The following is a 23,913-nucleotide window of genomic DNA, read 5'->3' as shown; positions in this document are numbered from 1 at the left end:
CATGAAAAATTACTCACTGATCCTCACCGTAGCCGCGATTGTTTCCACCGCGGCCCTCAATTCCTCATGCCAGAAGTCCGAAGCGGCAGCGACCGAGAAACCCGTCGAAAACGGAGCACAGTTCAAGGCGGGCGAAGGCCTGTCGCTGACCGATCAAATGCAAAGATCCATCGGCCTGAAGGTTGAGGATGTTGCGGAGGATAAAGTTGATTCGTCCACCTCCATCAAATTGACGGCAAATTCAAAAAATTCAGCGTCGGGCTGGATCACACCGGCACAGGCTGCGATTGCCGCCGAGGGAATGGAAATAGAGCTAAACACTTCGTCCGGTGAAATCCGGAAAGGAAAAATCTCCCGTGTACAGTCAATGCCACTCGCCTCACTGTCGGACCATGAAATCACCATTTCGACCGAAAGTGATTTGACGACGGGTGAAGCACTTGGCGCGCAGCTTCACAAGATTGGTGAATCTGAGGTCCCGGTGATTCCACCCAGCGCCCTTCTCAAAACAGCGGAAGGCACTTTCGTTTACACGGTCAACGGCAAGTTCTTCATTCGCACCCCCGTCAAAATCGGAGCAAGCAATGACCGTTCCATCGAGATCGTTGACGGTCTCTACGCGGGCGATCAAGTCGTCACCACACCGGTCAAATCGCTTTGGATGGCGGAGCTGCAAGTGCTCCGCGGTGGCAAGGCCTGCACCTGCGGACATTAAACGCACATGCTGAACCATTTGTTAGATTTTGTCATGCGCCAGCGCGTGGCAGTGCTCCTTGGCACCGTTGTCCTGCTGGCTGTGGGTGTATGGGCGATGATCCGGCTGCCGATTGACGCGGTGCCGGACATCACCAACCCGCAGGTGCAGATCAATACCGCTGTTCCCGCTCTCGCTCCGGAAGAGGTTGAGAAGCTGGTAAGCTTCCCGATTGAAAGTGAAATGGCCGGACTACCCGAAATGGTCGAACTCAGGTCATTGTCGAAATTCGGCCTCTCACAGGTGACGATGACTTTCAAGGATGGGGTGGATCTTTACCGGACACGGCAACTGGTGACCGAACGTCTGCAAGGTGTTTTGGACGATCTGCCCAAAGGCCTTTCGCCAAAGCTGGCTCCCATCGCAACCGGACTTGGGGAAATCTTCTACTACACTCTGGACTACAAACCGGACGCCCAGGACAAACCCGCCAGCCGGGATGAACAGCTGATGGCGCTTCGTCAGATCCAAGAATACACGGTGAAACCACTTTTGCGCGGCACGGTGGGTGTGGCGGAAGTGAACACCAGCGGTGGTTACGAACGGCAACTGGTGATCCAACCCGATCCCGCCAAGTTGGCGGCGTCCGGCCTTTCACTCAGCAACCTTGCCGAGATCGTAGAACAGAATACCAACAATGCCGGTGGCGGATATGTGGAAATCGGCGGAGAACAGTTGATCGTGCGTGCCCCCACACGGGTGACGTCCGCCGAGGAAATCGCCAAGCTCCCTCTTAAATTCGGAGCAGGTATCAAACCCATCCTTTTGAGTGACGTCGCCACCGTGGGAATCGGATCTTCATTCAGAACGGGAGCCAGCACCCACGAGGGCGATGAAGCACTCATTGGCGCGGCAATCATGCTCGCCGGAGAAAACACCCGCTTGGTTGCAGGATCGGTAAGGGCCAAACTCGAAGAAATTCAGGAGAAACTACCGCTGGGCGTGATGATCAAGCCTGTCTATGACCGCAGCGAACTCGTCAACCGCACGATCCACACCGTTGAGAGAAATCTCACGGAAGGTGCGATTCTCGTAATTGTCGTTCTATTCCTGTTGCTCGGTAACTTCCGTGCCGCGTTTATCGTCGCACTGGTCATCCCGCTATCAATGCTCTTTGCAATGACCGGCATGGTCCGCATGGGTGTCTCCGGCAACCTGATGAGCTTGGGAGCGGTCGATTTCGGCCTCATCATCGATGGCGCGGTCGTGATGGTGGAGAACATCGTCAGGCACTTGGGAGAGAAACAACACAGCCTCGGCAGGAAACTGACACCAGCGGAACGGACGCGTGAAGTTCTACGTTCGGCCAAAGAGGTGGCAAACCCGATGTTTTTCGGGGTATTGATCATCACGGTTGTCTACCTGCCGATTCTCGCTCTCCAAGGGATTGAAGGGAAAATGTTCAAACCGATGGCGATTGTTGTGATGCTGGCCCTTGCCGGTTCACTGGTTCTAGCCGTGACCCTGATGCCGGTGCTCTGTTCCTTTCTGCTCGGCGGCAATATCAAGGAAAAGGACAACTGGCTGGTGACGCTGGTGAAGCGAATCTACACACCACTTCTGAATTTCGGCCTGCGTTTCCGTTGGCTCGTGGTCCTGCCAATGGTGGCGCTATTCGGCTTTTCACTTTTCATCTTTTCAAAACTCGGATCGGAGTTCATTCCCCAACTCGATGAGGGTGACTTCACATTCCAACTGATCCGAAGCAGCAGTGCGGGGCTTACTTCGTCGGTTGATTTGCAGAAGCAATCGGAGGCCATTATCCGACGCGAGTTTCCGGAAGTCAGGGACGTTTTCTCACGAATCGGAACAGCCGAGGTCGCATCAGATCCGATGGGACCGAACGTCTCGGACACTTACGTGATGCTGCATCCGAAGGAAAAGTGGCCGCTCATTGATGGCAAAACCATCACGAAGGAGGAACTGGGGGAAATGATGCGTCGCCGGCTTCTCCAGCAAGTGCCGGGACAGAACATTCTCGTTTCGCAGCCCATTCAAATGCGCTTCAACGAAATCATGGCCGGATCGCGGGCGGATCTTCTCTGTAAAATTTATGGCCCCAGCTATGATGAGTTGGAGCGTCTCGCAGGTGAAGTAAGGCAGGTTCTCAATAGCATGCCCGGCGGTGCTGAAACCGAATTTGATGCGATCGGCAAAGTCCCGATGATCGAGATCCAGCCTGACCGCGAGGCGATGCAAAAATTCAACGTCCACGCAGACGATCTCAACAGGTTGATTGAAACCGCGCTGGCTGGTGGTGAAGTCGGAACGATGATCGAAGGCAATCAACGGACTCCTATTGTTGTGCGTCTCGCAGAAGATCGCCGCGAGGACATGGCAGCGATGGAAAGATTGCCGCTCCGCACCGAAGATGGATCGATGCTCGCCCTGGGGCAGGTTGCGAAGGTCAAGCTGGTGGAACAGGTAAATCAAATCGCTCGCGAAGATACCCAGCGACGGGTCTCGGTGCTGATCAATGTGCGCGGGCGTGATACGGCGGGCTTCGTCGCGGAAGCCTCCAAGCTGATTCACGAAAGGGTCAGATTCCCCGATGGCTACTACTTCGAATTCGGCGGCCAATTCAAGAACCTGATGGAGGCCAAGCAGCGGTTGATGATCGTCGTGCCCCTCGCCCTCGTTTTGATCTTCGTGCTGATCTTCCTGAGCTTCGGATCGCTGCGGCAGGCGGTTCTGATCTTCTTCTGCGTGCCGCTGGCAGTGACAGGCGGGATCTTCGCCCTCTGGCTGCGCGGGATGCCATTTACAATATCGGCGGCGGTCGGCTTCATCGCACTCAGCGGAATCGCCGTGCTCAATGGCATCATGCTGATTTCATTCATCAACCAGTTGCGCGAGGAAGGCAAAGGCCTTCGTGAGGCGGTGGTTGAAGGCACCCTGACACGCCTGCGACCCAAATTGATGACCGCGCTCGTTGCCTCGCTCGGATTCCTGCCGATGGCGATAGCCACTGGCGCGGGTGCCGAGGTCCAGCGGCCTATCGCAACCGTCGTCATCGGCGGAATCGTAACCTCCACTTTCCTCACCCTGCTTGTGGTGCCCTTGCTCTACGAGTGGCTGGAGAGAAAAACCAAACCTAGAAACCAAATACCAATCGAAGCATGAAAACACTGAAAACAATCCTCTCCGCCGCGTTGTTCCTCGCCTGTGCGGGCAGCGCTCTTGCGGACGCAGCAGTCAAGGCCGGTCCGCGCAAAGGCCGGGTCTTGGAACTCGAAAAACAGAATGCCGAATTCTTCGTTGAGAAGGACCGCACCGTCAGCATCGCGTTTTATGACGCCGACCTGAAGCCCCAGTCTCTTTCGGCACAAACGGTGACTGCCACCGCGGAAGCCCCGTCAGGCAAGGTGAAGGTGGAATTCGAGAAAAAAGGAGAATTGTTCGTATCAAGAACACCTCTTCCTGAAGGCGAGCATTACACGGTCGTCGTTCAGGTCAAAACCGCAGCCGATGCGAAGTCGAAGAATTTCCGCATCCCGCTTGATCTTTCGGTTTGTAAGAAATGCAGCAATGCTGAATACGCATGCATCTGTGACGAATGAACGTCCCAGTTTGACTTCCGATCACCTTCGCCGATTCTTTGATAGTGTCTTACGTTCTGGCATTCCTGTTGGCTTTTTCGATGTTTGTGACATCGATGCCAACTCGTGTGCCCGTGACTTCGGAGCCGGTCGGGAATTGTTGTCGGTTCGGAGATCGATCCTCGGAAAAGCAAGGATGCCCGCATTGCGACTGCAAAAAATCTCTTCCTTGTTGCCTGGCTCCTCCGCATCAGATGGCTTGTTTGTGGCTCAACGTCGCAAACGCGCTGCGAGGAAAACTTCCCCCTGAACGAATGGAGGAGTCGAAGGATTTTACCAGCTGGCGTCCGCGGCCATTGCTTCCCCCACCAAAGCCGTTTGAGATTTCTTTCGGCCGGGCCTTTCAATGCCCGGAAAACACCATCTTAATCTCATAGAATAAAAACAATGAAAACATTACTTCTCATCGCCTCCAGCATCATGGTTGCCGCAGCTTCGCCCATTACCACGGTAACGTCGAGTGCCGCGTGCTGCGGTTGCTGCACCACAGGCGTGTGCGGCTGTGACAATTGCAACTGCTGCGATTGCTCGGCCTGCCCATCCTGCAAATAGAGGGAATAACCCGCGCCCGTCGGCCTTGTGGTCGGCGGGCGTCTATAATCGGCAAGTTGGACGTATTTGACGGGGCTACGGTTGTTGGACGTCCGATCCAGCGTTGACCTTACTCAAAGTTGCCCGAAGACTCTCATTCAGATGAGAGTCCTTTCGAAATGCCAGCAGTCGTTTCACACTCATTAACGACAAAGCTATTTCAGTTCCAGTTGTATACATTGTTCCGCTGGAGGATCGATTTTAATGAGTTTCGAAAAATCGATGTCGAGACCCTTTCGTTCGATCAAATCGCATGTTTGAGGCCCTGTTCATTCGAAATTGCCAGCGCGTATCAATCCGGCCAATTTGCCTTGCCATGAGGCTGGCCGCCCCTTAAAAGCCGTCCGTGTTCGGTCTGCAAAGCCATTGGCTACGGTTGTCATTCGCCATTTTCGTGGCGATGGGAATCCTTGCGACCCAACGCTCGGCCGCGTCGGAGTTTCCATGCGGAGACGGGCCGGAGGAGGTTTGTATTGTTGATTTTGGAAGTCCCCTGCACGAGGGCACGAAAGAAACCCAGCAAGAAAACAGTCACAAGGCCCCTGAGAAACACTGCCCTTGTCCATGCCATCATGCGACCAGCCCGGCAGTGCTCTGCGCTTCGTTGGAAATACTGATTCCCTTGTCCACCTCCCATCATTGGGAGATGCCTCCTAGCACCGTCCTGACTGGTTTGACGTTAGGCTGTTTGGAGCGCCCGCCACGGAACTGAGTGGAATTTTGATCCGGTCTCTTTGACCGGCTGATGTCGTTGGGCGTTCCAACGATGATTTCGGATCGTAGATCCGTGCATTCAATTCAATCAAATCACTCATTATCATGTACTATCGTCGTCTTTTTTTCCTATCTCCTTTGCTGTCACTGGCAGCCTGCCAATCGGGAGTTCCCCTGTCCGGGAACCAGCCTTTACCTAAAATTGTTCGCCTTGAGGTTTCCTCGAAGGCACCCATGCCCAAACCGGGTGAGACACTCAGCTTCGGCCAGGCCGCGTGGCTCGCTCTCGAAAACAACCCGGGTCTCCAGCCTTTCAACCCCGCTCTCCGCGCCGCTGACGGTAAGATTCTTCAAGCCTCCTTACGGCCGAATCCCACTTTGGAAGGGCGAATGGAGAATATTCTCGGGAGCAATGGCGCCACCAGAGGCTTCGACGCAGCCGAGTCCACCGTCGCGATCAGCCAGTTGATCGAAAACGGCGGCAAGCTCGAAGCCCGGCGTGAGGTTGAAATCGCCGAGAAGGCTCTCGTTCGCTCGGATTACCAGATCGCCCGCAGGGAACTTTTCGCCGAAGTCAGCAAAGCATTCGCCCAGACTTTAGCCGCACAGGAAAAGGTGGCCCTTTACATGCAGTTGGTGGAACTCAACGAGTCCTTCATTCCGGAGATCGATAAGCGGATCGAAGCTGGCAAAGTCACGGCCGTTGAAAAGGTTCGGGCAAAAACCGCCGTGACCACTGCTCGGCTCGCGACCCAGCAAGCACAGCGTGAATTCCGCACGGCGGCGCTTCGGCTCGCTGCTACATGGGGTTCCACAACTGCCGGTTTCTCAAAAGTTTCCGGCACTCTCGGCGAGTTGCCGAGCCTCTCCGATCAGGCGTCGCTGGAACAGCGCCTCTATTCCCATCCCGCCTATCAGAAGGAATCCCGGGAGGTTTCAAAGTCCGTGGCGGAAAACCGTCTGGCCATCGCAAATGGCAAATCCGATGTGACAGTCCAAGGCGGCGTGAAGCATTTCTGGGAAGGCAATGACGAAGTCGCGCTTGTCGTCGGACTCTCCATCCCGATCCCGTTTAACAACTGGAACCAGGGCGAAATCGCCTCCACCAAAGCTGAAATCGAAGTCGCTCAGAAACAGCGTGATGCGAAAATGAATTCGTTGAGGGCCGAGCTGAACGCATCGGTGCAAACGTTGGCATCCGTTCGCCGTGAGGTGGAGACAATCAAATCCGAGCTGCTTCCCGGAGCACAGGAGGCCTTTGATGGCGTTCAGGACGGTTACTCGAAAGGCCGCTTCGGCTACTTGGATCTGATCGAGGCCCGTCGCAACCTCACCGAAGCTCGTGTCCAACTGCTGACAGCAAACGCCGCCTACCATGAATCGGCTGCGGAAATCGCCGGACTCACCGCTCCAATGCCCGGAGAAAGCGCATCCAAGTAATTCCCAATATTTTCACATCATGAACAAACTTCTCAAAATTCTCAACATCATCGCGCTTGTCGCAGTCGCCTTCTTCTTGGGCAGAATGATTCTCAACACGGAAAAACATGAAGCCGCCGCAGAAGAGCCCGCCGCCGAGGCTGGTGGCGAAGGCGCTGCTACGGATTTCGTTAAAATTACCGACGAAAAACTCGAACAGGCTAAAATCGAAACCGCCATTACCGGCCCCAGCGTTCTGGAACGCCAACGCACCTTGTTCGGGCAGTTCCGCGCGAACGAGGAAGGGCTCGCCCACCTCGCCCCACGGTTTCCCGGCGTGATCCATTCCGTGAGCAAGCGGCTGGGTGAAAAGGTCGAAAAGGGAGAGACTGTCGTGGTCATCGAGTCCAACGAGAGCCTTGAAACCTACGAGGTGAAATCCCTCATCAGCGGGACCGTGATCTTCCGTGACGCGCAACCTGGCGAAGCGGTCACTGAAGGACAACGTCTGCTGACGGTCGCCGACCTTTCCACCATGTGGGTGGATCTCAGCGCCTATCCGGAGGACTACCATATCCTGAAACTCGGCCAACCGGTCAAGATCACGGCCACCGCGCTGCACAAGCCGCTGGATGCGAAAATCGATTACATCTCACCGTTCGGCACCGAAGGAACCCAGACCATGCTCGCGAGGGCGACCGTGTCGAATGCTGACCAACATCTTCGTCCCGGTTTGTTCGCGGAAGGCAACATCCAGGTGGGCAAGGAAGATGTTCCGCTCGCTGTCAGCAATGCCGCACTCCAGACGTGGGATGGGCACGATGTCGTGTTCGTGAAGGAAGATGATGGCTTCAAGGCCATAACGGTGGAACTCGGACGTACTGACGGAACCTTCACGGAAATCCTGTCCGGCTTGAAGGCCGGGCAGACCTACGCGACCGCCAACAGCTTCCTGCTCAAGGCGGAGCTGGGCAAGTCCATGGCGGAGGAGGAGTGAGCGAATATCGGCTCTGTCATCCTCACTAACACTCAACTGCATTCCAAATGTTGACCAAACTTCTTGAAGCCTCACTGCGCCACCGCTGGCTGGTAATACTCGCCACCTTGGCGATTGCCGCGCTCGGTGTTTATAATTTCAACCGCCTGCCGATTGACGCGGTGCCTGACATCACCAATGTCCAGGTCCAGATCAATACGAGCGCACCGGGCTATTCCCCTTTCGAGACGGAACAGCGCATCACCTACCCTGTGGAAACCGCAATGGCGGGTATCCCCTTTCTGGAACAAACCCGCTCGCTCTCCCGTTACGGCCTCTCGCAGATCACCGTCTCCTTTGAAGAGGGAACCGACATCTACTGGGCTCGCCAACAGATCGCCGAACGCCTCACCCAGGTTTCCGGTCAGATGCCAGAAGGCATCGAGCCGGAAATGGGCCCTATTTCCACCGGTCTTGGTGAGATCTACATGTATTCCGTCGAGGCTGATCCCGATGCGAAGAAGCCCGACGGTACTCCTTACACACCGACGGACCTTCGGACCATCCATGACTGGGTCGTCAAGTTCCAGTTGCGGAACGTCAAGGGCGTCAACGAGGTCAATGCCATCGGTGGATTTGTGAAACAGTTCCATGTCCAGCCCGATCCGGCGAAGCTTCACGCTTACGATCTATCACTCAATGATTTGGTGGGATCGCTCTCGCGCAACAACCAGAACACCGGCGCGGGCTTCATCGAGAAGAACGGCGAGCAGTTCATCGTCCGTTCACCCGGACAAGTGAGAACCCTGGATGATATTTCCAGCATCGTGGTGACCACTCGCGACGGCATCCCCGTCCGCATTGGCGACGTGGCGGAAGTTTCCCTCGGCAAGGAACTGCGCTCCGGCGCAGGCACGCTTGATGGCGAGGAAGTGGTTCTGGGTACCACCATGATGCTGATCGGCGAAAACAGCCGTACGGTTTCCCAACGCGTGGAATCCAAAATTGACGAAATCAACCGCAGCCTTCCCGACGGCGTCCATCTGAAGACCGTTTATACCCGGACCACGCTTGTGGATGCCACCATTGAAACCATCAAGAAGAACCTGGTTGAAGGAGCGCTCCTCGTGATCGTCATCCTTTGTCTGGCCCTCGGAAACATCCGCGCGGCACTGATCGCAGCGGCCGTTATTCCACTGGCCATGCTCTTCACGATCACCGGCATGGTGGAGAACAAGGTGAGCGGAAACCTCATGAGCCTTGGCGCGCTCGACTTCGGCATCATTGTCGATGGAGCCGTTATCATCGTGGAAAACTGCATCCGTTGTCTGGCGGAAGAGCAACACCGTCGCGGACGTCTGGCAACACTGATGGAGCGATTGCGGACCGTTCGTGATGCGACCAAAGAAGTCGTCGTTCCCAGCCTCTTCGGCAGCTTCATCATCATGGTCGTCTATCTGCCCATCGCCGCGCTGACAGGCGTGGAAGGAAAGATGTTCCACCCGATGGCGTTCACCGTGGTCGTCGCATTGCTCGGAGCGATGATTTTCTCCGTCACCTTCATTCCTGCGGCGGTCGCCATTTTCCTCGGCGGAAAGATTTCCGAAAAGGAAAACTTCGTCGTCCGAGGAGTGAAGAGACTTTATGAACCGTTGCTGAAGGCCGCGCTGGATCACCGGGTGTTCGTTCTCACCGCCGCCATGGCGATCCTCATCCTGTCCGGCTTGCTCGCCAGCCGCATGGGTTCGGAGTTCATTCCAAGCCTCGACGAAGGCGACGTTGCATTGCAGGCGTTGCGAATGCCTTCCACGGGGATCACCCAGTCGGTGGAAATGCAGAAACAGCTTGAAAAGGCACTCATCAAGATCCCTGAGGTCGCGCATGCGTTTGCTCGCACGGGTTCGGCTGAAATCGCCACCGACCCGATGCCACCGAGCATCTCGGACGGATACGTGATGCTCAAGCCCCAGTCCCAATGGCCCGACCCAACCATCGGCAAGGCTCAGGTGCTGGATAAAATCAACGAAGTCGCGACGTCCCAACTCGGAGCCAACTATGAAATCAGCCAGCCCATCGAGTTGCGTTTCAATGAATTGATCTCGGGTGTGCGCAGCGATCTGGGCGTTCTCATCTACGGCGACGACATGGATGTTCTGCTGGGCACCGGCAACAAGATCGCTGCGGTCGTCAATGGCGTCACCGGAGCCGCCGATGTCAAAGTGGAGCAAGTTACCGGATTGCCGATGCTCACTGTGAACATCGACCGTCAGGCGATCAGCCGTTACGGGTTGGACATCGCAGAGGTGCAGGAAGCCGTCGAAATCGCCATCGGCGGCAAGGAAGCGGGCACTGTTTACGAAGGAGACGTGCGCTCGCCTCTCATCGTGCGGCTCCCGGAAACGCTGCGAAAGGATCTTGATGCCATCCGACGTCTGCCGATTCCGATCAAGAAAACCGAACCCGATGAAGATAGCAAATCCCTGAACCCCGTCGGATCAGGTCCAGGATTCGTTACTCTCGGTTCCGTGGCAAAGCTGGAACTTGCCAACGGACCCAACCAGATCAGCCGTGAAAACGGCAAGCGCCGCATCGTGGTAACCTCAAACGTCCGGGGTCGTGACCTCGGCTCTTTCGTGACCGAGGTTCAACAGAAGATCGAGTCATCCAAAGTGGTTCCAGCCGGCTACTGGGTGGAGTATGGCGGGCAGTTCCAACAACTGCTCTCGGCCACCAAGAGGCTTCAGTTGGTGATTCCGATCACACTGTTCCTGATCCTGCTGTTGCTGTTCATGACCTTCGGCAGCGTGAAGGATGCCTTGCTTGTCTTCTCGGGGGTGCCGCTCGCCCTCACCGGAGGCATCGCCGCCCTGTGGATACGGGACATTCCGCTATCGATCTCGGCCGCGGTCGGATTCATCGCACTGTCCGGCGTGGCCGTGCTCAACGGACTCGTAATGATCAGCTTCATCAAGAGCCTCCGCAAGCAAGGCAAGGAGCTGTTGGATGCTGTCATCGAAGGCAGCGTCCTGCGTCTCCGACCGGTGCTGATGACTGCCGCCGTTGCTGCCTTAGGCTTCGTGCCCATGGCATTGGCTCACGGCCGTGGAGCGGAGGTTCAGAAGCCGCTGGCCTCCGTCGTCATCGGCGGGATCATCACCTCGACGATTCTAACGCTGTTCGTTCTGCCCGTGCTTTATGCGATCTTCCATCGCAAGAGCGTGGAGGAACGTGATCGCGAAATCGACTTCAACGCGCCTGTCGAAGACTGAAAATCGTTTGAACCGGCTCGCCTCGAACAAGGCGGGCCGGTTTACATCTAATACAATATATAATATGCTGAATGATTATATATAATGGAATAGAGTGCCGAAACCAAACCTCCAAATTTTATGAGCGAACACGACCATCAGGATCATAAGCAAGAGCCCGTCAAAAAGACCGGTTGCTCCAGTTGCGAACACAGCCACGATGAAAGCCCTTTGCCACAGGGCGCGCTGGTTGTGGCATCGGGGGTATTGACAGGCATCGGCCTCCTTTTGAACTGGCTCCATGTCGCTCCCGGGTGGCTCGCCACCGTAGCTTTTGCGGCCGCCACACTGGCTGGTGGCCTGCTCGTCTTTCCCGCTGCGTGGGGAGCATTGAAAAAATTCAAACTGGACATCAACGTCCTCATGGCCGTCGCGGTGACAGGTGCATGGATCATTGGCGAGGGAGCGGAGGCAGCCAGCGTCGTCTTCCTTTTTTCGCTTTCGGAACTGCTGGAATCCTGGGCATCCGGTCGGGCGCGCAAGGCGGTGGATTCCCTGCTCAAACTCTCGCCTCCCACCGCGTTGGTGAAAAACGCGGATGGCACCGAACAGGAAATTCCGGTTGCAGATGTTGCGGTGGATCGGGAGATCCTGATCCGCAGCGGCAGTCGCATCCCGCTGGATGGAGAGGTGGTTTCAGGAAACTCCAGTGTCAACCAAGCCCCTATCACCGGCGAGTCCCTGCCAGTGGAAAAGAAAGCCGGCGATCCTGTTTACGCGGGCACGGTGAATGCCGAAGGCTCTCTGACAGTCCGGGTCACCAAGCCCGCTGCGGAATCCACCCTCGCCCGGATCATCCAACTCGTCGGTGAGGCCGAGGAAAACAAACCTCCGACGCAACGTTTCGTCGATCGCTTCGCGGCGATTTACACTCCTGCCGTCTTCGTTGTCGCGATCCTGGTGGCTCTTATTCCGCCTCTTTTCTTCCAGCAGCCGTGGCAATTCTGGATCTATCGCTCGCTCGTTCTCCTCGTGATTTCCTGCCCCTGCGCTCTCGTCATCGCAACTCCGGTGAGCATCGTCTCAGGTCTCACCGCTCTGGCCCGCCGTGGAGTGTTGGTGAAGGGCGGCGTGCATCTGGAGTCTGTCGGGAAACTCCGAGCACTCGCCGTCGATAAGACCGGCACCATCACGCAAGGGAAGCCACAGGTCGTCGAAATCATACCCATTGGCGAGCTTTCCGAAGAAGAGGTTCTCCGCTCTTCCGCCGCGATCAATACCCACTCGGAGCATCCTCTTGCGTTCGCGATCGTCGAAACCGCCCGCTCACGGAACATCGAGTTCGCTCCTGCGGCAGACTATGTCTCCGTCACCGGGCAAGGTGCGCAAGCCACCGTTGACGGCCATCCTTACTTCATTGGAAACCATCGAATGGCCCACGAAGCGGGTGTCTGCACCCCCGAGGTTGAAAAAATACTCGCCACCATCGAGGCCAAGGGCCAGTCCCTCGCCGTCCTGGGACATTTGCCCCATGGGGAATGCAGGGGAAGAATTTTAGGCATCATCGCCATTGCCGATACCCTCCGCCCGGAAGTCGTGGAAGCACTCCGCCAAATCCACAAGGCGGGGATTCAAAAGGTCATCATGCTCAGCGGGGACAACCAACGCACCGCGTCCGCCATCGCCAAGCAGGCGGGTATCGATGAAGCCATCGGCGATCTCATGCCGGACCAAAAAGTGGATCACGTCCGCAAGCTGGTCAGCCAGTACACCCATGTCGGCATGATCGGCGATGGAGTGAATGATGCTCCGGCGCTCGCGGTCGCTACGGTCGGCTTCGCCATGGGAGCCATCGGCAGCGACACGGCCATCGAAACAGCGGACATCGCGCTGATGAAAGACGATCTGACGCGGGTGGCCGAAACGGTGATTCTCGGGCGACGCACTCTCGGCATCATCCGCTTCAACGTCATCTTTGCGCTAGCCATCAAGGCCGTGGTTCTGACCCTGGCCTTCGTGGGCATCGCCGGACTTTGGCTCGCCATTCTCGCCGACACAGGCGCAACCCTGTTGGTCATCTTGAACTCATTGCGTCTGTTGGCAGCCCCCAAGAAACCGTGAGCAGCCGTTGGAGAGATCCCCGTAGAAACGCCCCCCGGTTTCCAGAGGCGGGCGGCAGGAGTTGGCAGCGCCGCCGTCGGATACCTCTCTCCGCATGGACGCGGCGCGACAAGATGAGTCTGGCTGCGGGAGTATTGGTCTCCCTGCTCGCATTTTTCTCTCCGATCATGATCGCGGCTGTTGGCCAACGACAGCGGATCTCCCGACGGCTGGAATCATGGAGAACCGAATTAGGCTTGCGCGATTTTCAGATAAGAAAATTGCGGGAAATCGAATATGGCTTTCATGGATCAGGAAATCCCTTCTCGGAAAACGAGCCCAGCGCCGAGGAAATCGATATTCATGAGAAACAAATCGCCTCCGTGATGGGACCTGAATCAGGAAAGCGCTACCTCGACAAGGTCTCCCGGACAAGGCATTGAGTAAGCAACCGCGCAAACATCTAAATAAGTATCATTCACAATGCGATTCGACTTGCACATACGCTCTCATATGGTTGGCTGCGCCGTGTTGAAGAGCTATGTTACATGGGCGATGATTGTCGGCGTTTTCGTCGCGCTGTCGCTGCGTGCCATCGGCTTCGATCATTTGCACGACATCCGCTCGAACAGCTGCAGCACCATTGAAATGAGTGCCGACAGCCAGTTGGATGCGGATCTCCCCGATGACGATCAACAGGATGACAAGGGTTGTCCGCCTGATCACGAACATCATAACTGCTGTTCGTCAGGCCTGCCATTGAGCCTGGATAGCAGCTATATCTGCCGACTCGGAGTTCCCGGGTCATCCCTGTTGGGCGTCCGCCATGAAGGCGAAGTGCCGCCCGAAGGACCGTTTCTGGCGTCCGAAAAGCCGCCGTTAATTTGAGCGTACGTTAGTCACGCTCCGGTGTGTCCTTGAGTCACGCCGTAATCCCCCGCTTGGCACCACTTTGCCATTTCGGATCCCCTCGTTAGTCTGCTTTTCACGTACTGTGCCCATTTTTCAGCACGTACATTTATCTAAAACAACCATGTCCAAATTATCTATATTGGCCGTGCTGGCGCTTGCCTCCATGGTCCATCCACTCGGTGCGGAACCCGCCGTCGTCGTCACTCTCACGAGTATCGGTGACCGCATCCGCGCCCAAAATCCCGATCTTGCAGCCGCCCGCCTCCGCATCCAGGAGGCACTCGGCCGCATGAGCCAGTCCGGTCGCCTCGCGAATCCGGAAATCGAAACCGCAATCGACCACAACCCACGCTTCCGCGAGGGAAAAATCGAAATCGGAGTCTCCCAACGTTTTCCGATCACCGACCGGTTGCGCTTGGAAAAAAATGTGACCTTCACCGAGGTCAAAGCATCCGAAGCGGAGGTTCGTGAAGTCGAACGCCAACTCACCGGCCAGGCCCGTGAAGCGGTGGTCAAGATCCTCGCAAGCCGCCAACGCCGCACCTTGTTGCGCGAGCAATCGGATGTTTCCAAGCAGTTCGCCGATTTCCTTTCGGAGGCTGCGGGAAAAGGCGAAGGCTCGGCACTGGACGCAGGTCAGGCGAAACTCGAAGCCACCAGCTTGTCCACCGAAATCCGCCAGCTTGACGCCACTGAAATGGCGCTCGTAGGCGAGCTGAAACCGTTGCTGGGCATGCGCCCCGGCGAGGGCCTCAGCGTCGGAGGAACACTGCCTGATGCCAAGCTGCCGGGTACGGCCGCTGATCCGTCCCAGAGGCCGGATTTCCAAGCCGCCAAACTGGGTGCTCTTGCCGCCGCCCAAGGTGTCGAGCTTGAGCAGGCCAAGCGCTATGACGATGTCGAAGGCGGAATTTTCGCCGGAGTCGAACGTTCGGAGGACGCCCCGGCCGGCTACGAAAACGAAGCCATGGTCGGATTGCGTTTCAAGATCGCACTGCCGTTCTGGAATAAGAATGAAGGTGCGATCCAGGAAGCCCAAGCGAAAAAGGTTCGGAAGGAAAAGGAAGCCATCGCCCTCGGACGTGGCATCCGTCTGGAAGCCGAAGCCGCCCGGGCGGAGATGCAGGAATGGGCGAAGATGATCGCTGAGATCAACGATACCCTGCTCCCTCTCGCGGACGAGCAGAGCAAACTTGCGGAAGATGCCTACCGCAACGCTCAAGGCGAAATCCAGTCCGTCCTCCGTTCCCGCGAAAAGCGCCTGCAACTCTCCGCCTCGCGCCTTGATGCATTGCGGGAATTCCACCTTGCCCGCGTGCGTCATGAGACAGCACTCGCCAAACCATAACATTTCCCCATTTCATGAAACTTCATATATCTCTAATCAGTTCGCTTCTATTCTCCATCTGTAATATCCACGCCGCCGAGAGCTCGGATACCATCGTCCTTGATGAAACCGGAGTGAAGAACCTCCGTATCGAAACCGTCGAAGTCGAGGAAACCAACTTCGAGGAAACCGTCTTCGCCCTCGGTCGGATCGCGGAAATCCCCGAGCGACATGGCGTCCTCAGCAGCCGGATTTCTGGTCGGGTCATCGGCCTCGAAGCGCAGGAAGGCGACACCGTGGAAAAGGATCAGGTTCTCGTCCGCGTGGAAAGCCGTCAGCCGGGAAGTCCGCCACCGGTTATCGAACTGAGGTCACCCATCGGTGGCCTGGTCGTTGAGTCTCACATTCGCATCGGCGAGCCAGTTGAACCCGACAAGGAACTGCTGGATATTTCCGACCTGACCGAGGTGCTGGCCATCGCCCGTGTCCCGGAAAACCAGGCGGCCAAGCTCAAACCCGGCAGCAAGGCGCACATTCGCGTCTCCGCTCTCGGCGAACAGTCGCTGGAAGGTGAGATGATCCGTTTCGGAACCTCCGCCGACCGTGAGAGTGGAACCATCGATGCCATCTTCAAGGTGGCCAATCCAGGCCTGAAGATGCGTTCCGACATGCGCGCCGAGTTCTCCATTGTATTGAGCGAGCGCAAGAACGTCCTCGCCGCTCCACGGGCTGCCCTGCAGGGAGATACCAGCAAGCGTTTCGTTTACGTCAAACATTTTGGCCTGGCCAACGCCTTCATCAAAACCCCGGTCCAGATCGGTGAAATGAATGATCGCTTCGTTGAAATCGTCAGCGGGCTGCTTCCTGCGGATGAAGTCGTCACCCGTGGTGCCTATTCGCTCTCCTTCGCCGGTGGCGGTAGTGTCTCGCTCAAGGAAGCGCTCGACGCAGCCCACGGGCACGAACACGCGGCGGACGGCGGTGAACTCACACCCGAGAAGAAGGCTGAAATGGCTGCGGCGAAAAGCGGCGGCGGAGATGCGTCGGTCGCCGGTGGTGTCAGCAAGGTATGGATGTATGTCAGCGGAGGCCTGTTCCTCCTGCTGCTCGCGTCCTTGCTCACCAAAGCCCGCGCTTCTTCAAACCTCGAACCCAAGGCTCTCTGACCCATGCTGAACAAAATGATTCACTGGTCGCTCGCCAATCGAGCGATCATTATCGGCCTGTCCCTGATCCTGATGGTCATGGGACTGCGCACCGCCACCGAACTCCCGGTCGAGGTGCTGCCGGACCTCTCAAAACCCACCGTCATCATCCTCACCGAGTCCGGTGGTCTTTCGCCGGAAGAAGTGGAAATGCGTGTCACCCAGCCGATCGAAAGCGCGTTGATGGGAGTGGCCGGACTCACCCGGCTGCGGACCAACAGCGACGTCTCCCTTTCGCTCGTCTACGCCGAGTTCGGTTGGGATACGGATATCTACAAGGCCCGGATGCTGGTGCAGGAACGCCTGCAAGGGGCGCGCGAGCAACTGCCGGAAGGAGTGCAACCCTTCATGACACCTGTTGCCTCGCTGATGGGTGAAATCCTGTTGGTCGGCGTTCGCTCCACCATCAAGGAGGGTGAACCCGGCTACATGGCACCCAGCGATGTTCGCTCCATGGCGGACTGGACGATCAAGCGTCGCCTGCAAAGTATTTCGGGCATCGCCGAAATCCTCAACATGGGCGGCGGCGTCAAGCAGATCGAAATCCAGCCGGATCCTTATAAAATGCAGGCGAATGGCGTCAGCTTCGACGAGCTCGAAAAAGCCGCTGAAGAATCCGCCAGCACCACCACCGGCGGCTTCATCAATACCGGCACCACCGAGATCATGGTGCGAAACCTCGCCATGACAGTGCAACTCGGCGACATCGCCAGCACCATCGTCAAACATGTCAACGACAGGCCTATTTCCATCGGGGACGTCGCGAATGTGGTCTGGGGAATTGAACCGATGCGCGGTGATGCGACGGTCAGTCAAAGTCCGGAAAAGACACCAACTTACGGCGTGATCATGTCGATCACGAAAGCTCCGGGATTTGATACCCGCGCCTTGACCGGTGAAATCACCAAGGCCCTCGCTGAGTTACAGCCCTCCTTCCCGAAAGGCATGGAGACCACGCTGCTGTTCCAGCAGAAGGACTTCATCGACCATGCCATTGGCAACCTGACCGAAGCAATCCGCGACGGTGCGATCATGGTTACCATCGTTATCTTTGTGTTCCTTCTTAATTTCCGCACGACCTTCATCACCCTCATGGCGATGCCGCTTTCGTTCGGCATCACGATGCTGATCTTCAAATGGTCCGGCATCAGTGTGAACTCGATGACGCTCGGTGGCCTCGCCGTCGCCATCGGCATGGTGGTGGATGATGCCATCGTCGATGTGGAGAATGTCTATCGAAGACTCCGGGAAAACGCCGCACTGGAAAAACCTCACGCACGGCTCTCCGTGATCGCCCGTGCTTCCGGCGAGGTGAGAAACTCCATCCTCTACGCGACCATCCTCATCATTCTGGTCTTCCTGCCGCTGCTCGGTCTGACAGGAGTCGAGGGCAAATTGTTTGCGCCCATCGCGATTGCGACGATCATTTCCATGATCGCCTCGTTCATCGTCTCGCTCACGGCGATCCCGGTGCTCTGCTCGTTCCTGCTCAATCCCAAGGCGGGTCACGAACACAAGGACGGCATGGTCACCCGCGCCATGAAGTGGTTGTTGGAACATGTATGGCTCCGTTTTGGCCTCAGCCAGCCGTATCTGTTGCTTGCGGTGGCCTTGATCATCGTCGTAGCCGCGTTCTCGCTCTATCCTCAAATGGGCAAGGACTTCCTGCCCAAGTTCAAGGAAGAAACGGCACTCGTCGCCGTGACTTCCGCTCCCGGCACGTCGCTTGAGGAAATGAACAAAATTTCCGATGTCGTTGAGCAGCAGATCCTGTCCGTGCCGGAGGTCCGCAAAGTCGGACGCCGTCTCGGGCGGGCGGAACGGGGTGACCACGTGGTTCCTGTCTCCACCGCCGAATTCGACGTGGATTTCCGCGAGGCCGAAGGCGAAACGAAAGGCAAGGCACGTGACCGCACCGAAATCCTCGCGGACATCACCAAGCGTCTCAAAACGGTGCCGGGTGTGTTCGCTGTCGTCGGTGGTCCCCTGGCGGACCGCATCGGCCACATGCTCAGCGGCGTTTCCGCACCGGTCGCGGTGAAGATCTTCGGACCGGACCTGGAGGAACTGAAAAAAATCGGCGTCGAGATCCAGACGATTTGCAAAACCATTCCCGGTTTCGAAGATGCCAAGCTCGATGTCCAGTCCTCGATTCCCCAGCTCCGTATCGAAGCGGATCGTGATCGGGCCCGTGCCTACGGTATCGCACCGGGTCATCTTAATGAGCAGCTTTCCGCCCTCGTCGGAGGGAAGGAAGTTGGGGAATTGAGAGAGGGTCAGCGCTCGGTCAATCTCGTCACCCGCCTTCCCTTGGAATGGCGGAATTCGCCGGAGAAGATCTCGCAGATTCCCATTGAGATGGGCAACGGCCAGCGAGTGCCCCTGTCACTTGTCGCCGACGTGCGGGAAGCCAAAGGGCCGAACGTCATCTTCCGGGAAGACAGCCAGCGTCGATATGCGCTGGCGATCAAGCCGACAGTGCGTGACGTATCCACTCTGGTCGAGCGACTGAGGAAGGAAGTGACCGAAAAAGTGAAACTCCCGGAGGGCTACTTCATCAAGTTCGAAGGCGAGTTCCAGGCTCAGCAGGACGCCACCCAGCGCATCGCGCTGTTTACAGGCGTGATTCTTCTGGTTATCGGGTTCTTGTTATACGGCTACTTCAAGACGCCGTTCTTCGCGTTCCAAGTACTCTGCGACATTCCCCTGGCGATGGTCGGCGGACTGGTGTTCACGTATTTCAAGCTGAACAACATCAGCATCGCCACCCTCGTCGGCTTCATCGCCGTGGCGGGGGTCGCCGCACGGAACAGCATCATGCTCATTTCCCACTACCTGCACCTCATGCAGCACGAGGGAGAGAGCTTCACCAAGGAGATGGTCATCCGCGGCACCAAGGAACGCCTCGTTCCCGTCCTGATGACCGCGCTCGCCGCCGGCATCGGACTGATCCCGCTGGTGCTCGCCGCCGATCAACCGGGCAAGGAAATCCTCCATCCCGTCGCCGTCGTCATTGTCGGCGGTTTGATCACCAGCACCCTGCTGGGACTGGGCGTCACCCCCACGGTCTTCTTCACTTTCGGTCGCAAGGCCGCTGCGAAGTCGATCGAACTGGAGTCGGCCGCTTCCCATTGAATTTCCATTGCGGCGGAGCGTCGTACCAGCGCTCCGCCGCAACGGCATCTGTAAACACAAACCAAACATCGTCAGAAAAACAAATCGCATGAAAACCAAACTAGTAACTATCGCCGCCCTCGTCGTCAGCCTCGCCTTCGCCTCCGGGGCGGAAAAAATCAAAGCTCCCAATGGTGGTCGTATCATCGACAGCGTGGAGCCACATGTTGAGTTCCTTGTCACAAAGGAAAAAAAAGTGGAAGTTCGCTTCGTGGATGACTCCGGCAAGGTCGTGGCACCTGCCGCGCAAACCGTCACCGTCACCATGGGTGATCGCTCGGCTCCGACGAAACTCGCCTTCACGAAAGATGGCGACAAGCTCGTCTCCGACAAGACCATCCCTGACGGTGACGAACTGCCGGTCGTCGTTCAGATCAAGGTTACTCCGGATGCCAAGTCCACTACCGAGAAGTTCAACCTGAACCTTGCGAAGTGCCCTACCTGCTCGAATGCCGAGTATGCCTGTACCTGCGCCCATGGCGGAGAGGAAAAGGGTCACGACCATAAGGAAGGCGACGACCACAAGCATTGATGCCAACCCTATGCGCCGCCTCCCGTCATTCGGGGGGCGGCGTATTCCCCCGGATTTGCCATTCGATATTATGCATGTTGAAAATCACATTCCCCTTCACACGACGGCTGACAATACCGGCACGCTCCATAGCAAGGTCAGCCGCTGGACGCTCGCCGCAACCGTGATAGGCATGGCGATCTATTCGCTTGTGGAATACTTCATCGAGCCGCCATCAGCCTTGGGAGCATTTTTACTCCATCATGTTCTCCACGTGGCGGTCATCGGATTCGCCGTTTGGGTGGTTTCATTCCTGTTGATCCGTCGCTTGCTCATCGAGCCGACGGATCACATCTTCCTCCACCTTCGCCGTGTGGCTGCCGGGCGGTTGGAGTTCCTTGACTGCACCGTGAGCGTGAAGGAAGTCGGCCATGTCGTCGCGAGTGTGAACCATCTGGTGACCCGCCTGCGCCGCACACCCGAGCCAGATTCCGTTTCCCGCTCCTTGGATCATTTGCGGGGACTTCGTGAGGCCCTTAAAACTGTCTCCGCAACCGCGCAGGATGACTTGGTTCCGGTGATGCGTCTTGTCACGGCGCTGGAGGGTGATCTGCTCGATCTCCTTCAAGTCAACGAGGATGAGGTGCTCAGGAAGGCTAAGAAATAGGCCACGTGTTAAGAAAAAGAGCGCTCCTCCCTCTTGTCAGCCTGCTTCCGCTCACGATGTTACACCAAGGTTCCCCCGCTGAGATTAAGGTGCTCCGGTTCAAACGGAGTGACTCGCGAAGCTCGGTTTTCCAAAGCCGGCCCTCAGAGAAGGGTCGCGGCTAGGTTGATGCTGAATGCCAGGATGATGGTGTTGAAGGCGAAGGATAGAAGGCCATGAAGCAAGACAATGCGCCTCATGCCACGGGAGGTGACCTGCACGTCTGAAACCTGGAATGTCATGCCTATTACAAAAGAGAAATAAGCGAAATCCAGATAGTCCGGATATTCCTCTTCTGGGAATTGAAGTCCCACACCGGCATCGTCCGGCGATGAACCCTCGCATGGGCAATAAAAAACATGGGTGTAGTGGAGTGCCAACATGGTATGCACCAGACACCACGAGGAGACAATCGTTAGCGAGGCCAGTGCCACATGCCTGAGCACTTCGCCGCCTTGCAAATCTTTGGCGGCTCCGAGGAGCACACCCGCCCCCAGCAGACCCGCCAGGGATGCTAAAACCACACAAAAACAGATGGCTGTGCGGCTGGAATCCTGCAAATGGGCCTCACGGACACGAGCTTGAGGGTCTGTGAGCAACATCCCCAACCAAGCCAGAACCAAGCTGGAAATGGCGAAAGCGTCCCAAGTAACAATCAAACTCACAGACAATTTCAGAAAAGGAAGACTGAGGCCCAGCGCTGCCAAGCCAACGGCCAACGCTATCGCCAGTCGGTGATGGGCTTCCGCCTCGGCAAGGCGTTTGAGTCTGTTGGCACGGATGAAGGGTGGTGTGTGCATGTTCCAAACTTGGGTCGCTGACACTGAACACTGCGTTCACTCCGTCTAGGAATGGCGTAAGGTCGCGAGATAATACGCTAGCCGCCGCCCGATAATATAGACAAATAATCTGGTTTCATCGCTCGCCATTCGGGCAATGCCACGAGCGTCGAACACGGAACTACGAATTTTAAGGTTACGGAAGGCCGAAATTCGATGATGTCCTTAGAGGCCGTGCCAACCTCGGCACGCCATGTCGGCGGCAAGTGTTAGCAGCAAGGCACACGATATGTATGGAGCCTTGCGCATCAAATTGAGAAAGCTGTTGAATTTTTCTCCACATGCCGAACCCTCCACGCTGAGACCGATCCAACATTCATCATCCTCACTCAGAGGGTGGGAAATCCGATCAAATGATACACGCGATTCATGATTTGCGCGGGAACAAAGGTATCGACCAGCAATTTCAAGTTCAGAACGATGATGATGATGGTGGTGCTCCAGCCAAGGATTTTGATCCAAAGCGGATTGACGAACGTACCCATTTTTTCCTTTTCGCCCGTGAAGCGCATGAGCGGCCATACCGCGAATCCGAGCTGCATGCTGAGCACCACCTGACTGCCGATGAGCAGTTCGGTCGTTTTTCCTTCGCCAAAAATCGCGATGATAACCACCGCCGGAATCACCGCCAGACCGCGGGTGATGATGCGCCGCAACCAGGGACGGACGCGGATATTGATGAAACCCTCCATCACGATCTGCCCCGCCAACGTGCCGGTGAGCGTGGAGTTCTGGCCGGAGGCAAGCAGGGCTATGGCAAACAACGCGCTGGCACCGGCGACGCCAAGCACCGGAGTGAGAAGTTTGTAGGCGTCCTGGATGGCGGCCACGTCCTGGTGACCGGACCAGTGGAATGCCGAAGCGGCGAGGATGAGGATGCCGCCATTGATGAAGAGTGCGAACATCAGGGCGACCGTGGAATCGATGGTGCCGAACTTGATGGCCTCGCGTTTTCCGGCTGGAGTCCGATCAAATCTACGGGTCTGCACGATGGACGAATGCAGGTAGAGATTGTGCGGCATCACCGTCGCGCCGAGGATGCCGATGGAGATGTAGAGCATCTCGGGATTTTTCAGAATCTGCGCGCTCGGGAGAAACCATGCGCAATCCCTCCAAGATTCGACTTTGAAAAAATCAACTCCGCCGCGAAACAGCCTCCGATGGTGAGGATCAGGGTGATCACCAACGCCTGGACATGGCGGAAACCCTTTTGTTGCAAAAACAACACCGCCAGGACAACGGCGCAGGTAATGATGCAGCCCCACGCTAGCGGGATGCCGAACAAGAGCTGCAAGCCGATTGCCGAGCCCACCACTTCCGCCAGATCGCACGCGGCGATGGCCACTTCGCACAGGATCCAGAGAAACCACACGGTGGGCCTCGAATCGTGATCGTGGCAGCCCTTGAATACCTTGCCTACTTCCGCGTGGAGGGTGTCGTCTGCCGCCACAAGTGAAGCGACGGAACCGTTTTTCTCGAACGATGGGTTGAACTGAATAAGCGGCTCCGGCCAGAGCTAACGGGTCTTGAGCGTTTTCCTCGACCTTATCGCGGATGTCGAGGTCGTGGATGTCGATGAAGCTCGGATGTAATCCTCATAGCTGGCGAGAATTTTCGAGTGAAGAGAAAGGGCATCCATGAGCTGACCTTGGGTTAGAGAGCGTGGAGGGATGGCGCAAGACAGTTCTTCCAGCGTGGCAGAAATTATGATTCAGATCCGTTTATAATCAGATATTTCGATAAATTGAGAGCTGGCACGGTTGGAACTTCTGGTGAGTGCAAGTGGTGGCACTTGCTCCTTCGGTGCACCTGCGAAACAGACGGTGAGCATTCGGCGA

General features: G+C 56.8%; 15 protein-coding genes and 1 pseudogene. 14 read left to right on the top strand and 2 right to left on the bottom strand.

What is annotated here, in order from left to right; translation table 11 throughout:
* Nucleotide 1: 1 nt before the first annotated feature.
* The 14 genes from JIN84_RS17295 to JIN84_RS17230 all read left to right on the top strand — a co-directional run bounded on the left by JIN84_RS17295 (nt 2) and on the right by JIN84_RS17230 (nt 21,197).
* Nucleotides 2-715: a permuted SH3 domain-containing protein gene (locus JIN84_RS17295; protein WP_200352322.1), complete on the top strand. Its 714-nt coding sequence runs from the start codon at nt 2-4 to the stop codon at nt 713-715.
* Nucleotides 716-721: 6 nt separating this feature from the next.
* A complete protein-coding gene (locus tag JIN84_RS17290) occupies nt 722-3,877 on the top strand; it encodes an efflux RND transporter permease subunit (RefSeq protein WP_200352321.1) in 3,156 nt (1,051 codons plus the stop codon).
* The gene (locus JIN84_RS17285) at nt 3,874-4,314 is read left to right on the top strand and encodes a hypothetical protein (protein WP_200352320.1); all 441 of its coding nucleotides are present in this window, start codon (nt 3,874-3,876) and stop codon (nt 4,312-4,314) included. The genes JIN84_RS17290 and JIN84_RS17285 overlap by 4 nt, the downstream gene beginning before the upstream one ends.
* A 1,578-nt stretch (nt 4,315-5,892) precedes the next feature.
* A complete protein-coding gene (locus JIN84_RS17280) occupies nt 5,893-7,098 on the top strand; it encodes a TolC family protein (RefSeq protein ID WP_200352319.1) in 1,206 nt (401 codons plus the stop codon).
* Nucleotides 7,099-7,117: 19 nt separating this feature from the next.
* Nucleotides 7,118-8,074, top strand: a complete 957-nt coding sequence (locus JIN84_RS17275; protein ID WP_200352318.1) for an efflux RND transporter periplasmic adaptor subunit — start codon at nt 7,118-7,120, stop codon at nt 8,072-8,074.
* A gap of 47 nt (nt 8,075-8,121) precedes the next feature.
* Nucleotides 8,122-11,322 carry an efflux RND transporter permease subunit gene (locus JIN84_RS17270; protein ID WP_200352317.1) on the top strand — a complete coding sequence of 1,067 codons (3,201 nt, stop codon included), beginning with the start codon at nt 8,122-8,124 and terminating at the stop codon, nt 11,320-11,322.
* A gap of 120 nt (nt 11,323-11,442) precedes the next feature.
* Nucleotides 11,443-13,422, top strand: coding sequence for a heavy metal translocating P-type ATPase (locus tag JIN84_RS17265; RefSeq protein ID WP_200352316.1), 1,980 nt, complete (start codon nt 11,443-11,445; stop codon nt 13,420-13,422).
* Between the two features lie 167 nt (nt 13,423-13,589).
* Nucleotides 13,590-13,844 carry a hypothetical protein gene (locus tag JIN84_RS17260; RefSeq protein ID WP_200352315.1) on the top strand — a complete coding sequence of 85 codons (255 nt, stop codon included), beginning with the start codon at nt 13,590-13,592 and terminating at the stop codon, nt 13,842-13,844.
* A gap of 40 nt (nt 13,845-13,884) precedes the next feature.
* A complete protein-coding gene (locus tag JIN84_RS17255) occupies nt 13,885-14,289 on the top strand; it encodes a hypothetical protein (protein ID WP_200352314.1) in 405 nt (134 codons plus the stop codon).
* Between the two features lie 145 nt (nt 14,290-14,434).
* Nucleotides 14,435-15,661 carry a TolC family protein gene (locus JIN84_RS17250; protein ID WP_200352313.1) on the top strand — a complete coding sequence of 409 codons (1,227 nt, stop codon included), beginning with the start codon at nt 14,435-14,437 and terminating at the stop codon, nt 15,659-15,661.
* Between the two features lie 14 nt (nt 15,662-15,675).
* On the top strand, nt 15,676-16,806 hold the full coding sequence (locus JIN84_RS17245; protein ID WP_200352312.1) for an efflux RND transporter periplasmic adaptor subunit: 1,131 nt from the start codon (nt 15,676-15,678) through the stop codon (nt 16,804-16,806).
* 3 nt (nt 16,807-16,809) lie between these two features.
* Entirely contained in the window at nt 16,810-19,980 is a 3,171-nt protein-coding gene (locus JIN84_RS17240; protein WP_200352311.1) for an efflux RND transporter permease subunit, read from the top strand.
* A gap of 88 nt (nt 19,981-20,068) precedes the next feature.
* Complete coding sequence (locus tag JIN84_RS17235; RefSeq protein WP_200352310.1) at nt 20,069-20,551, top strand: hypothetical protein; 483 nt, start codon at nt 20,069-20,071, stop codon at nt 20,549-20,551.
* A gap of 70 nt (nt 20,552-20,621) precedes the next feature.
* Entirely contained in the window at nt 20,622-21,197 is a 576-nt protein-coding gene (locus JIN84_RS17230) for a methyl-accepting chemotaxis protein (RefSeq protein WP_200352309.1), read from the top strand.
* A gap of 143 nt (nt 21,198-21,340) precedes the next feature.
* On the opposite strand, the gene JIN84_RS17225 is transcribed toward JIN84_RS17230, so the two are convergent.
* On the bottom strand, nt 21,341-22,036 hold the full coding sequence (locus tag JIN84_RS17225; RefSeq protein WP_200352308.1) for a DUF1345 domain-containing protein: 696 nt from the start codon (nt 22,034-22,036) through the stop codon (nt 21,341-21,343).
* A 368-nt stretch (nt 22,037-22,404) separates the two neighbouring features.
* Nucleotides 22,405-23,480 (bottom strand): annotated as a pseudogene (locus JIN84_RS17220) (Nramp family divalent metal transporter); the annotation flags it as partial.
* Nucleotides 23,481-23,913: the final 433 nt, after the last annotated feature.

The sequence above is a fragment of the Luteolibacter yonseiensis genome (genome assembly GCF_016595465.1).
Taxonomy (GTDB): domain Bacteria; phylum Verrucomicrobiota; class Verrucomicrobiia; order Verrucomicrobiales; family Akkermansiaceae; genus Luteolibacter; species Luteolibacter yonseiensis.
This window is presented reverse-complemented; position numbering and strand designations above follow the sequence as displayed.